Raw genomic sequence first — 12,566 nt, 5'->3', positions numbered from 1 at the left:
GCGCACATCAAGGGTCGAGGGGGATGGGATTGGCGAGCAGCCCCTTGCATCGCTACTGTGCGGACCCGGATCTGGTCATGATCGGGGATCGCTGGTACCTGTACTGCACCGAGGACGGTCTGCCTGATTGGTCCTCGCGTGCCTTCTACGTCTATGAATCCGGGGACCTTTGCCATTGGACCCGCAGAAAAATTCTGGACCTGGATCAGGTCGCCTGGTGGCATGGGGGACAGGGTGCCTGGGCACCCTGCCTGCTGGTGCGCCAGGGACGCTGCATCCTGTATTTTGTGGCCGACGGGCAGATTGGCCAGGCTGTCGCTCCTGGGCCAACTGGGCCCTTCCGGGCGGCCCAGGAGCCTTTCATCGCTCGGGGGGACTATGACTGCCTGCCCATCGATCCCTCGGTCTTCGTGGATGACGACGATGTGCCCTATCTGCTCTGGGGCAATGGTCGTGCCTACATGGGGCGGCTGAGCCCGGACGGCCTGCGTCTGGAAGAGGGTTCGGTGCGCTCCGCTGTGCCCGACAATTTCCGCGAAGCCATCACTGTTTGCCGACGGGGAGACACCTACTATGCCTCCTGGTCGGAGAACGATACCAGGGATCCGAGCTACCGGATCCGCTGGTCCAGCGCGCCATCGCTGGACGGGCCCTGGACCGCGCCCCAGGTCCTGATCAAGGCTGATCATGCCAAGGGGATCCTGGCTACGGGACACCACTGCATCACCCGTGTGCCGGACCGGGACGACTGGATCGTGGCCTACCACAGGTTCGCCAGGGGCGGGCAGGGTGACGGCTGCCATCGCGAAATCGTCTTCGCTCCCTTGGATTTCGCCGATGACGGCGCCATGGTCCAGGTCAGTCCGCAGGTGGGATCCTACTGGTACCCGGCCCGGAACGCGGTCACTCCCTGACGATGGGGTGGCCGCCGAAGGCGCTGCGCAGGGCGGAGACCACCTTCATGGTCATGGGGTCCTCGATCTTGGAGGACTGGCGGGCATAGAGGGCCGAAGTGATGGCCGGTGTGGGCACCCCCAGCTCCAGGGCGTCCGCGATCATCCACTTGGTCTCGCCGGTCTCATCGGCCTTGCCGGCGATCCCGCTCAGGTGGGGGTCCTCTTTCAGCGCCTGGGCCAGCAGGTCCAGCAGCCAGGACTGGATGACCGAGCCCTTGCGCCAGGATTCGATTACTTCGCCCGGCTCCTTGATCAGGTCGGAGGCCTCCAGGACCGCATACCCCTCGGCCAGAGCCTGCATCATCCCGTACTCGATGCCATTGTGAACCATCTTGGCATAGTGACCCGCGCCGGTTCCTCCCGCGTGGACCAGACCGTAGTCACCCTCGGGCTTCAGGGTGTCCAGAATGGGCTGTATCCGGGCCACGTCCTGGTCCGAGCCGCCGACCATCAGGGCGTAGCCCTTCTCCTTGCCCCAGATGCCATTGGAGGTGCCCACATCCACCAGGCCTATGCCCTTGGCGGCCAGAGCGTGGGCGTGTTCCTGGTCCTGGGTGAAGCGGGTGTTGCCGCCATCCACGACCAAGTCGCCGCGCTCCATCAGATCGCCCAGCTGATCGAGCGTGGACTCGATGGGCTTGCCGGCCGGGACCATGACCCAGATCACTCGGGGGGCCTCGAGGGCCTGGACCAGGGCTTGCAGGCTGTCCACATCCCTGCCCGAGTCCGGCGCGATGTCGTAGCCGACCACCTGGTGGCCGCCGGTGCGCAGACGGTCCGCCATGTTCTTGCCCATGCGTCCCAGGCCGATCATGCCAATCTTCATAGTGTCAGTTCCTCTCCCTTGACTGCAACAGTGTGAAGTTGACCGCGATGGTTGGTGGTCGGCCGCGGTCGGGCCGAATCGTCGGTGCTACTGGCGGGCTGCCTGCCGGGCGCGCTCGGCCTGAACCTGAGCGGTGTGCGCCTTGACGTCGCACTGCAGGCCCAGGGTGTCGATGACCTCTTCGGCCTCGATCTCGGGCGACATGCGCAGACCCACATCGATGGTCAGGTGGATCTCGTCCGGTCCCAGGGGCTCCAGATCGTCGAACTGGGAGCGGAGCATCTGCGGCTTCATGAAATGGCCCTTCCGCTTGGAGAGCCGCTCCATGATGGAGTCGTAGTCCCCGCTCAGGTGAACGAAGACCACCCCAGGCATCCGCAACCGGTCACGATAGATCCGCTTCAGGGCCGAGCAGGTGACGGTCCCAGGCACCCCACGGCGCATGTGATCCTCGATCCAATCATGGATGCTGTCCAGCCAGGGCCAACGGTCCTCGTCGTTCAGGGGAATGCCGCGGGCCATCTTGTCGATGTTGGCCTGGGGGTGGAAGTCGTCGGCCTCGGCCATGTCCCAGCCCAGCTTGTTGCCCAGGTGCTCGTTCATGGTGGTCTTGCCGCAGCCGGCGACCCCCATGATGACCAGAACGGGGGTGCGGCCTCGGAAGTAGTTCGGGGGAACCGTGTTGTCCACTGCCGAGGGGACCTGGGGCTCCGGGTGATCCTCTGCGCTCAGCGCGTCGGAATTCTTTGATGATGTGTCGACCATGTGTAACCTTTCTGAAAAGTGATCCGGCAATGATGTTCAGGCGGTGATGGGCACAAAGATGCTGGCGATCATGACCAGGACCAGTACCACTACCGACAGCAGACATTCCAGAACCGACCAGGTCTTCAGGGTCTCGCCAACGCTCAGGCCGAAGTACTCCTTGATCAGCCAGAAGCCTGCGTCGTTGAGGTGGGAGAGGAAGATGGAGCCGGCGCCGATGGCGATGACCAGGAGCGTAGTGGCCGTGGAGCCGGCATGCATCATGGTCATGGCGTTGCTGAGGATGCCGGCCGTGGTCAGGATGGAGACGGTGGCCGAGCCTGTGGCGATGCGCACGAAGACGGCGATGACCCAGCCCAGCAGGAAGATGGAGATGTTGGAGTGCTCGACAAAGGTGCCGATGATCTTGCCGATGCCGGTGGAGACCAGTACGCCCTTGAAGCCGCCGCCTGCGCCCACGATCAGCAGGATGCCTGCCACAGCGGGCAGCGAGGCTCCCAGGGAGTCATTGACGGTCTTCCAGGAGATGCCCGAGGCGGCCTTGAGGACCAGCATGGAGACAATCAGTGCTATGGCCAGGGCCATGACCGGGTTGCCGATGAAGTTGATGGTCTGGGCCAGGCCGTCCGTGCGATCCTTGAAGCCGGGAATGGCGATCTCGAAGATGGAGGTCAGCAGCATGAGGACTGCCGGCAGCAGGATGCAGCAGACCGAGATGGCGAAGGAGGGCAGTCGGGTCTCCTCCTTGCCGGCCTGCTCGCTCTTGGCCACGAAGTCGGCTGGTGCCTGGATGGGCACCCAGCGGGAGGCCAGCCGGGAGAAGCCCGGGCCCACGACGACCAGGGTGATCAGGGCGAAGGGGATGCCGAACATCATGGTCAGACCCACATTGCCGGTCTGCTTGAACTGGCTCAAAGCGGCCAAGGGACCGGGGTGAGGAGGCACGCAGGCGTGCATGATGGACAGGCCTGCCAGAGTGGGGATGGCCACCCGCATCAGCGGAAGCTTGGTACGGCGGGCCACCAGAATGATGACCGGAACCAGAATGACCAGGCCAACCTCGAAGAACATGGGCAGGCCGATCAGGGCGCCGATCAGGGCCATGATCCAAGGGATGGTGGCGGGCTTGGACTTGGCGACCAGGGTGTTGACCACCTGGTCGGTGGCTCCGGTGTCCATGAGGACCTTGCCGATCATGGCTCCCAGGCCGATCAGAATGCCCACGGAGCCCATGGTGGAGCCGAACTCGCCGGTGAAGCTGGTCAGGGTGGCCACGGGACCATAGCCGGAACCGATGCCGACCACCAGGGCGGCACCCAGCAGGGAGACAAAGGGATGAAGCTTAACGACGGTGACCAGGAAAATGAGCACCGCCAGGCTGAGCACCAGACTGATGCCCAATTGGGTGGTGTTCAGGGAAACGGCCTGACTCGCCGCCAGGGTCAGGTACCCGCCGGCTGTCGGCTGCGACGCTAAAAGCATGGCTGCCTCTTCTCTGAGGATGCGAACCGTTCGGCCTGAGCAGCTTTCCGGCCCTTATTTTTGCATTACGTAATATCGACAGCGTGATATTACGTATGCCTTAACAGACCATATCATACACGCACCTGGGACGGTTTGGAAGTTGAGATGCCAAGAGTTGGATTCAATTTCGGCTGGCTCGCTCATCCTTCTGAACCGTTTGAAAATGAGCCCGGTTGCTAGAGTGGCGTTTGTGGAAAGATCAAGGACACCTGATGACGGAACGGCTGCAGAAGGCACCCTGCATGACCGGCTCCTGGACCAGTGGGGGGCGGCCATCGTCGATGGCGCCATCGCTCCGGGCGACCGATTGCCTGCCCCTAATCTGGATAGCCAGAGGCCTTCGCGCACGGTGACCAGGGAGGTCACCAGGGTTCTTGAAGCCATGGGTCTGGTCACCGTCAAACGCAAGGTCGGTGCCACGGTCAACCCCCGTCGGCTCTGGAATATCTATGATCCGCGGGTGATCGAGTGGAGGCTGCGCGGACCTGGCCGGGGGCGGACCCTGCATGAGCTGTCCGAGCTCAGGGCATGCGTGGAGCCCATGGCTGCCCAGCTGGCGGCCAGCCACGCTGATCAGGATCACTGGGCGAAGCTGACGCGGGCCGCCATTGACATGGTGGCCAACGCTGACCGGGCCGACGGGCCGGACTATCTTCGGGCTGACGAAACCTTCCATCGAACCCTGCTTGAGGCATCGGGCAACGCTATGTTCGCGGCCCTGGGCGATGTGATTGCTTCAGTGCTGTCTGGGCGGACCCGGCATGAGCTTATGCCCAGGAAGGCTGATGAGAAGGCGCTGCGGCTGCACGGGGACGTGGCTGCGCTGATACGGCGGGGCGATGCAGAGGGTGCCCGCCACGCCATGGATTGGATCGTCGACGAATCCGATCGGGCTATCGAACAAATGACTAGAAAAGACTCCGAAAGCTCCGTCCCTGCTGCGGATGAGGAGTCTTCGGAGTCCTGAAATCTGGAGAGGCTCTTGTTGCTGAAGGCTCAGCGCAGTTTCGAGGCGGCATCAGCGTCCAGGAGCCAGAGGGTCTCCAGGGTGCCCCTGGCATACGAGGAGGGGACATGGGGGTCGTCTGTGGTTCCCAGGGCTGCAGCCACGGCCGAAGCCTTTTCAGCGGTTGAGGTGAAGAGCCAGACCTTGGGGGTCCGGCGGATGAATGGCGTGGTCATGGTGACCCTGAGCGGCGGCAGCTTGGGGGAGTTGCTGACGCCCGTCACCAGCAAATCATCATCCTGTAGCTTGACCTCGGAGCGGTCGGGGAAGAGGGAGGCATAGTGGCCGTCGGGGCCCACGCCGAAGACGGCTAGATCCATGTGTCCATCAGGGCCGAGCTGGTCGATGATCTCCTGCTGATAGGTGGCTGCCGCCTGGGTCAGAGCCCGTTCGTTCTCCTCCTGGTCGGCGGCTTCAACTTGAGCTGGGCTGCGGGTGTCCACGGGCATGGGATGCACGTTGGCCTGGGGCAGCAGCCCCTGGTCGATCAGCGAGCCATACCAGGCCCGCCGTGCCTGTTCGTCGTTGCGGTCCGGGTCTTCCAGTCCCACGAACCGCTCATCACTCCACCAGAGGTGGACCCGGCTCCAGTCCACGCTCTGGCTCAGGGGATCAGCGCCCATCAGGGCATAGACATCCGCCGCGTCCCGGCCGCCGGTCAGCGCCAGGTCGGCCCGATCCTGACGGGCCAGGAGGTCACCCAGCTCCAGCAGGATCCGGGCTGCGGTGGCTTGATTGAGCAGCTTGGTTGTGGCATAAGTCACGACACGACGATCGGTCATCTGATCCTCCTTGCATGCAGGTGAAGCTGGCCTCAGCCTACACCCAGACGTTTGCATATGAATTGAGTCACTGCAGAGGTCTACTGGTGGTCAACCATTCCCCAGCCGGTGTGGATGACATCCTGATAGACCTCGTCAGGATCCAACCGACCCAGTTCCTCGCTCATGCAGTCCACGGCAGAGCGCAGGGGCATGGAGATGGTCTGCGAGGCCTGACCGGGCTGGTTGATCCGGGCCTGGTCGTCATGGTGGCGCTCCATGCTCATGACCCCGTCCGGACGTTCGAAATAGACGCCGGTGACCGCCTGAGCCTGCGGGTCGCGTTCGACTGTGACCGGCACCTTTAGCTTCAGGGCCAGCCAGGAGGCCAGCAGCTCCAACGGCAGGTAGTGGGCTTGGCCGGTTACCCTGACCGAACGGATGGGCAGGTGGGGCGGCTGTTGCACCATGGAGGTCAGCAGCGCTCGCCAGATGGTGATCCTGGTCCAGGACAGGTCCACGTCCTCAGCGTGCGAATGGGCCAGCAGTCCGGCGAAGGTGGCCTGGCGATCGTCGGCCTCCATGGCATCGGTGATTCTGCTGGCGGCCATGGTCCCGATGGGATCCTGCGAGGGATCCAGGGGCGGATTGGTGGGCCACCAGACTACCAGAGGCGCATCCGGCACCAGGAGGGGAATGACCAGAGCGTCGGAATGGTCCAGCAGGGCTGCCACTGGTCGCAGGACCACCACTTCGCCGGCACCAGCATCCGAGCCGAAGCGTATTTCGGCATCCAGCGTGCGATCCCCGTTGTGGTCGGTGTTCTTGTAGGAGACGCAGTCATCAGAGGTCTGTGCTGCAGCAATCCTCTGGTCCGCATCCTGCCCGGCCTGATGGTCTTCGGCATCGGTCACTATGGCGATGACCCGGCAGGGATGTTCGCGGCTTGCGGCGTTTATGGTCTCCAGGGCTGTCTCCAGATGGGCCTGCTCGGTGATGATGACCAGGGTCAGCACCCGTCCCTGGGCGGCCTCCCCGCGTTCAACGTGGAGTTCGTCGATCTCCCGGGCGATGGCGGAGGTAGTGGTGTTGTTCAGTCTGACGATCATGGCATCCTCCAGTGGTATCCGTCGCGGGCCAGCATCAGATCAGCCTCCCGCGGACCCCAGGTGCCGGCGCGGTAGGGCTGGGGCTGGCCCTGTCCGGCCCAGAACTCCTCGATGGGGTCCAGGATCTTCCAGGAGAGATTGACCTCCTCGGTGGTGGGGAAGAGGGGCGGGTCTCCCAGGAGCACGTCCAGGATCAGCCGCTCGTAGGCCTCGGGGGAGGCCTCGGTGAAGGAACGCCCGTAGGAGAAGTCCATGTTGACGTCGCGCACCTCCATGGCCGAGCCAGGGGTCTTGGCCCCGAAACGCATGGTCACGCCCTCGTCGGGCTGTACGCGGATGACTACGGCGTTGGCGCCCAGTTCCCGGGTGGCTGTGGCCTCGAAGGGCAGGTGGGGGGCACGCTTGAAGACGATGGCGATCTCGCTGACCCGCTTGCCCAGGCGCTTGCCCGTGCGCAGGTAGAAGGGGACGCCGGCCCAGCGGCGGGTGTCCACATCCAGCCTGATGGCCGCATAGGTTTCAGTGGTGGAGGAGGGGTCGATCCCGTCCTCATCCAGGTAGCCGACCACGTGCTGGGACCCCTGCCAGCCGGCCGTGTACTGGCCTCGAGCAGTGTGGGCAGCCAGGTCCTTGGGAAGACGGACAGCAGAAAGGATCTTGGTCTTCTCAGCCGTCAGATCCGACGCCGAGAAGGAGACCGGCTCCTCCATGGCCGTCAGGGCCATCAGCTGCAGGAGGTGGTTCTGGATGACGTCCCGGGCTGCTCCGATTCCGTCGTAGTAGCCGGCCCTGCCGCCGATGCCCATGTCCTCGGCCATGGTGATCTGCACGTGTGAGACGTAGTTGGAGTTCCAGACCGGCTCGAACATCATGTTGGCGAAGCGCAGGGCCAGGATGTTCTGCACGGTCTCCTTGCCCAGGTAGTGGTCGATGCGGAAGACCGAATCCGGCTCAAAGACCTCGGAGACCACCCGGTCAAGCTCCTTGGCCGAGGCCAGGTCGTGGCCGAAGGGCTTCTCGATGATGACGCGGCGCCAGGCCCCTTCCTTGGAGTGGGAAAGCCCCGACTCGGCCAGCTGGCGGGCCACCTGGGGGAAGGCCTTGGGCGGCACCGACATGTAGAAGGCATGGTTGCCGCGTGTGCCCCGGACCCGATCCAGCTCCGAAACGGTGGCCGACAGGCGGCGGAAGGCCTCGGCATCGTCGAAGCTGCCCTTGACGAAGCGCATGCCCTGGCTCAGATGTCGCCAGGTGGATTCGTTGAAGGGGGTGCGGCAGTGGGCGCGGACGTTCTCCTCCGCAAAGGCGACGAACTGCTGGTCGCTCCAGTCGCGCCGTCCGAAGCCGATCAGCCCGAAGCTGGCTGGAAGCAGCCCCCGGTTGGCCAGGTCATAAACAGCCGGCAAGAGCTTTTTCTTGGCCAGATCTCCGGTGACGCCGAAAATGACCAATGAGCTGGGGCCCGCGATGCGCGGCATGCGCAGATCGCGCGGGTCCAGCAGGGGGTTGTGCCAGGGCGCCTGTCGGCCGCCGTCCTCGTCTGGAGGAGCGGGCTGGTCGGCGGAGCGCACAAGTGGTGAAGTGTCCATAGTGCTCCTCGTGAAATACTGTGGCTCCTAGTGTACTGTCGGCGGCAGAAGGGCAGGGCCGATTATCCGCTGAAGTGTGCATAAGCGTCGCAAAGGTCACATTTGCGGCAGGAATCCCTAGAATGGTCGGTATGATTCCCAATGTTCCCATGGCCGAGGCCCTGCACCGTCAGTATGCGCCCTCCCAAGCCGCCTATGAACTGATACACACCCACTGCCAGATCATTGCCGCCCTCGCGGTGCGTATGGCCGACCAGGTCAACGAACGCCTGCTGCGTGATGATGATCCTGACGGGGTTCTGCCCGAGCGGCCTCTGGACCGTGACCTGGTCCGCACGGGCGCCTTGCTGCACGACATCGGTACCTACCGGATCCTCAAGGACGATGGTTCCCAGGGCCGCCCCCTGACCTTCCAGGGCGAGCGGTACATCGAACATGGGCTGGAGGGTTACCACTTGCTGCTGGACGCTGGGGTGGACGAGTCGGTGGCCCAGTTCGCCCGCAACCATACCGGGGTGGGGCTGACCCGCCGCCAGGTTGAGGAGGAGCATCTGAACCTGCCGCCTGACGACTACCTGCCGGTCAACCCTGAGCAGGAGGTGGTCATGTATGCGGACAAGTTCCACAGCAAGCACCAGCCGCCCATCTTCGTCTCCGAGCCCACTGCCGCCAAGCGCACAGCCAAGTATGGTCCTGACAACCTGGCCCGCTGGAGGCAGCTGGTGGCCCGGTATGGGGTGCCGGATCTGCAGCCCCTGGCCAAGCACTACGGCATGACCATCGTCTGATCCGGCCGGCCCGGCCCCCAGGAGCTGCGGAAGCGGCCGCCGAATTCGCGCAGCATCCACGGGTCTGGTTGATAGGGATCGACTGGATCGGTCCGGCAGGTCGCTACGGCTTTCAAGAACGAGACCATGCCCTGCGGCCCGTAAGCGTAAGGGGCCGCGCACCAGACCGGGTTTCCCTCCAGGACGAGAGGCCGATCCGATCCACGGAGGAAGGCCAGATCCACGCTGATCGGAGCAGGAGATCGACCTTTGGCTGCCTGGAGGGCGCAGTTCTCGGCGATCGTTCGATGCCTGGGATCGAAGATGGCGCCGTCGAAGACCGTGGTAATGGCTCGAGAGCCCTCGTCCTCATGCAGGCAGTATCCGCTGGAGGCCGCGATTCGATCCCTGTCGAGGATGACCCGCCACTCCTCATGGATATTGGGCAGGTGGGTCTGGATTCGAATCAGCGATTGCGCAGGGGCTGTCCGCAGATCGCTCTGCAGGCCTTCAAGGGTCCGTCGGGCCGCAGGCAGGCCCGATACCCGGCCGGCGGCCAGCTGCGACCAGGGACGTTGTCCCAACCCCGATGGCAGCCGACGCCAGGTCAGGATGGTTTCTGCCGTCACAGTCAGAATCCTGCGTTCGGTCAGGGACTGGTCCAGTTCATCCAGCCACAAAGTCGGTGGGGCTGACAGGGCCCATGAGGGACGGCCTTGGGATGCCAGCCAGGCGTTCTGAGCGATCAGCAGCCCTGGGGTAATCCATATGGCTTCCTTGACGCCGACCTCCCGAACGGGTCCGAATCCATGGTGATGGTGCAGGATGACCCTCCCTTGCCGGCGTGGGTCATTGTTGCATGAACCGATTTGTTCGGTCATGACCCGGGGTATCCACTCCTCATGGGTGATGACCGAACAAATCAGTGCAGTGCTGTCCGTCCCCGGCCGGGAAGGCTGGGGCTCAATCGACGATGAATCGGTCGTCGTAAGTGCCCTCGTCCACGGTGTCAGAACCGCTGGAGGTCAGGATGATCACTGCGCAGTCATGACGGCGGGAGACCCGCTTCAGGGTGGCCAGCAGGGTGTCCCAGTCGCTCGGCTCCAGCCCCTCGGTGGGTTCGTCGGCGATGAGCGCGTCGCACTCGCAGCACAGGGCACGGGCCACGGAGGCCAAGCGGAAGTCCAAGTGGCCCAGATCAGCCGTCAGCTTGTCCTGCAGGCGCTCCGGGAAGCCCACCTCGTCCAGCAGCTGACGGGCCAGATTGTCCTTGGGGCCCAGGAAGGTGCGTCCGCTGGCCTCCATGGTGTAGACAAGATTCTGTACGGCGGTCAGATCGCGCCTCAGGGCATCGGTGCCGAAGATGGCTCCGATCTGATGGCCGCGATAGTCGGAAGCCAGCAATTGGCGCAGGTCCGTGCCCCGGAAGAGCACGCTGCCCTGGGTAGGAGCGCGCAGACCGGTCATCAGGGCCATCAGAGCGGCCCGTCCGGAAGGCGTAGTGGTCTCCACCGAATAGATGCGGCGGCGCTGGAATTCCAGATCGACATCGTCCAGGATCTGTTCGGGGCGACCCTGGACCTTGCGCGTGTAATCCACATGCTTCAGGGAGAGCACCGGGTAGCCGCCAGGAACCAGAATCCGCTGTTCATCGGTCTCCAGCAGCGGGTCCTCCTCCCGATCGCCGTCGGGATCTTCGGCATTTTCCTGCTCGATGACCACCTTGAAGGCAGCCATCGACACGTCCTCTTCAGAGGAATCATCCTCCTCGGACTTTTCGCCCGTCTGAGTGGCTGCTTCTTCCCCGGATTCGGGCAGCGGTTCGGTGCTGGTGTTCTCGTCGGCTTTTTGCTCGGCATCAGCCCTTGCTTGAGCGGCTTGCTTCTGATCGGCGGCCTTGGTCTCGGCCTTTTCCTGGGAGTTTTCGTCCGGCTGCTGGTCCGATGTCTTTTTGCTCATGCCTCGTCCTCCAGGTCGTTGGTGTATAGCTGGGCGGTTCTGAAGGCCGCTACCCTGGCGGCTGCTGCCAGAGCGAGGATCAGGCAGACGGCCAGGCCAATCAGGATCATCTTCCAGATAAGACCAGCATGCGGCATGCTGGCCAGGCTCCCCAGCCGGAAGAGCGACCGGCCCAGGGGCCGACTGATCGCGGTGCCCAGAGCCAGGCCCAGCACCAGTCCGGGCAGGGTGAGCAAGAGGGTCTCCAGGGCGAACTGCCAACCCAGTCGAGCCTTGTGGACCCCGATGGTGATGGCCATGCCGATTTCGTTGGCACGGCCGCGCAGCATGAGAAACAGGCAGCCCAGCAGAACCAGCCCGCCCAGCAGGCAGACCAGGATAATGGCGGTTTGCGCCTGGTCGGCGGCCCGGTGAACAGGCTCCATCCGCCGTTGGTAGTCATTCAGGCTGGGGGAGTCGATGTCATATTGCGAGGCCTTGAGTCCGTCCTTGCGCAGCTCCTTGATGAACTTTTGGTAGGTGCTTGGCGAATCCAGGACGAAGGCCACGAGCAGTTCATGGCCGGGGTCTCCAGGCTTGCTGGCTGCATCTAGCCCCAGCATGGCAAAAGTGGGATAGGCCGTGTAAATGGCCCGGTTGGCTGTCTGATCGGCAGCCTTGCGGTAGTGGTAGGTGCCGGAGATGGTCAGCTTGACCTGCTGATCCTGCTGGCGGGGATCCTTGATGGTCAGGGTGTCACCCACCTTGAGCTTGTTGGCCTGCGCCATTTGCTTGGAGATCAGCACGGTCTGGGTGCCGGAGGCATTCTGGGAGGCGTAGTCCAGCCCCTTGCCCTGATCCACCGCGAAGGGGCCGTGAGGCAGGGTGGGTTCGGCCTCCTTGTCGGAGACGCCCACCAGGGAGTAGGTGCCTGATTGGGGCAGTCCCTCCGGGCTGATGTCGGCGGTCTCATGGAAGTAGGCCTTGTACTGCATGCCATCCATCTGCAGGCGCTGGGCGTACTTGGAATACTCGTTCCAGCCCAGGGGAGAGGCCTTGGTTCCCTTGCGCGGGCTGATGACGGCATCCACCTGTTGGGATTCGTAGTCTGTGGTGCGTGCCTTGGTGTCAGCCTGGAGCACGGTAGCCGCCGTCGTGGCCAGCGCCGCCACGACCAGGCAGGCCAGGACCATGGCCAGGCTCCGCGCCGCATGCCGCCTGATGGTGAACCAGGCGTTCTTGAGAACGAACATGACACCCTTCCTGATAGCGTTCCAGGGATGACCGGGCGGCCCACGATGGCGGGCCTTAAGTCCGGTCGCCGT

Annotated in this window: 11 protein-coding genes and 1 pseudogene; 3 read left to right on the top strand and 9 right to left on the bottom strand. The window is 63.9% G+C overall.

What is annotated here, in order from left to right; translation table 11 throughout:
• Positions 1 to 23 precede the first annotated feature (23 nt).
• Positions 24 to 914 (top strand): family 43 glycosylhydrolase, encoded by an 891-nt coding sequence (locus QRX41_RS04525; RefSeq protein WP_313838996.1) that lies wholly within the window; start codon positions 24 to 26, stop codon positions 912 to 914.
• Here the strand turns inward: QRX41_RS04525 and gnd are convergent.
• The 3 genes and pseudogenes from gnd to QRX41_RS04510 all read right to left on the bottom strand — a co-directional run.
• Positions 904 to 1,815 (bottom strand): annotated as a pseudogene (gene gnd / locus QRX41_RS04520) (phosphogluconate dehydrogenase (NAD(+)-dependent, decarboxylating)); the annotation flags it as partial. The gene QRX41_RS04525 and the pseudogene gnd overlap by 11 nt on opposite strands.
• A 54-nt stretch (positions 1,816 to 1,869) precedes the next feature.
• A complete protein-coding gene (locus QRX41_RS04515; RefSeq protein ID WP_313838995.1) occupies positions 1,870 to 2,547 on the bottom strand; it encodes a gluconokinase in 678 nt (225 codons plus the stop codon).
• A 36-nt stretch (positions 2,548 to 2,583) separates the two neighbouring features.
• A complete protein-coding gene (locus QRX41_RS04510; RefSeq protein WP_313838993.1) occupies positions 2,584 to 4,029 on the bottom strand; it encodes a GntP family permease in 1,446 nt (481 codons plus the stop codon).
• Between the two features lie 232 nt (positions 4,030 to 4,261).
• Between QRX41_RS04510 and QRX41_RS04505 the strand changes: the two genes are divergently transcribed.
• On the top strand, positions 4,262 to 5,038 hold the full coding sequence (locus tag QRX41_RS04505; protein WP_313838991.1) for a FadR/GntR family transcriptional regulator: 777 nt from the start codon (positions 4,262 to 4,264) through the stop codon (positions 5,036 to 5,038).
• A gap of 29 nt (positions 5,039 to 5,067) precedes the next feature.
• On the opposite strand, the gene pgl is transcribed toward QRX41_RS04505, so the two are convergent.
• The 3 genes from pgl to zwf all read right to left on the bottom strand — a co-directional run bounded on the left by pgl (position 5,068) and on the right by zwf (position 8,425).
• Positions 5,068 to 5,859: a 6-phosphogluconolactonase gene (gene pgl / locus QRX41_RS04500; protein ID WP_313838989.1), complete on the bottom strand. Its 792-nt coding sequence runs from the start codon at positions 5,857 to 5,859 to the stop codon at positions 5,068 to 5,070.
• Between the two features lie 80 nt (positions 5,860 to 5,939).
• The gene (locus QRX41_RS04495) at positions 5,940 to 6,947 is read right to left on the bottom strand and encodes a glucose-6-phosphate dehydrogenase assembly protein OpcA (protein ID WP_313838988.1); all 1,008 of its coding nucleotides are present in this window, start codon (positions 6,945 to 6,947) and stop codon (positions 5,940 to 5,942) included.
• Positions 6,944 to 8,425 (bottom strand): glucose-6-phosphate dehydrogenase, encoded by a 1,482-nt coding sequence (gene zwf, locus QRX41_RS04490; RefSeq protein ID WP_231575765.1) that lies wholly within the window; start codon positions 8,423 to 8,425, stop codon positions 6,944 to 6,946. The genes QRX41_RS04495 and zwf overlap by 4 nt, the downstream gene beginning before the upstream one ends.
• A 233-nt stretch (positions 8,426 to 8,658) precedes the next feature.
• On the opposite strand from zwf, the gene QRX41_RS04485 reads away from it, so the two are divergent.
• Positions 8,659 to 9,324 (top strand): HD domain-containing protein, encoded by a 666-nt coding sequence (locus QRX41_RS04485; protein WP_045923884.1) that lies wholly within the window; start codon positions 8,659 to 8,661, stop codon positions 9,322 to 9,324.
• Here QRX41_RS04485 and QRX41_RS04480 read toward each other — a convergent pair.
• From QRX41_RS04480 to QRX41_RS04470, 3 genes are all read right to left on the bottom strand, one after another.
• Complete coding sequence (locus QRX41_RS04480) at positions 9,303 to 10,184, bottom strand: hypothetical protein (RefSeq protein ID WP_045923885.1); 882 nt, start codon at positions 10,182 to 10,184, stop codon at positions 9,303 to 9,305. The genes QRX41_RS04485 and QRX41_RS04480 overlap by 22 nt on opposite strands.
• Positions 10,185 to 10,266: 82 nt before the next feature.
• Positions 10,267 to 11,262, bottom strand: coding sequence for an ATP-binding cassette domain-containing protein (locus QRX41_RS04475; RefSeq protein ID WP_052692690.1), 996 nt, complete (start codon positions 11,260 to 11,262; stop codon positions 10,267 to 10,269).
• A complete protein-coding gene (locus QRX41_RS04470; RefSeq protein WP_313838985.1) occupies positions 11,259 to 12,494 on the bottom strand; it encodes an FtsX-like permease family protein in 1,236 nt (411 codons plus the stop codon). Before QRX41_RS04470 ends, QRX41_RS04475 begins: the two co-directional genes overlap by 4 nt.
• Positions 12,495 to 12,566: the final 72 nt, after the last annotated feature.

The sequence above is a fragment of the Bifidobacterium kimbladii genome (assembly GCF_032193675.1).
GTDB classification, from domain to species: domain Bacteria; phylum Actinomycetota; class Actinomycetes; order Actinomycetales; family Bifidobacteriaceae; genus Bombiscardovia; species Bombiscardovia kimbladii.
This window is presented reverse-complemented; position numbering and strand designations above follow the sequence as displayed.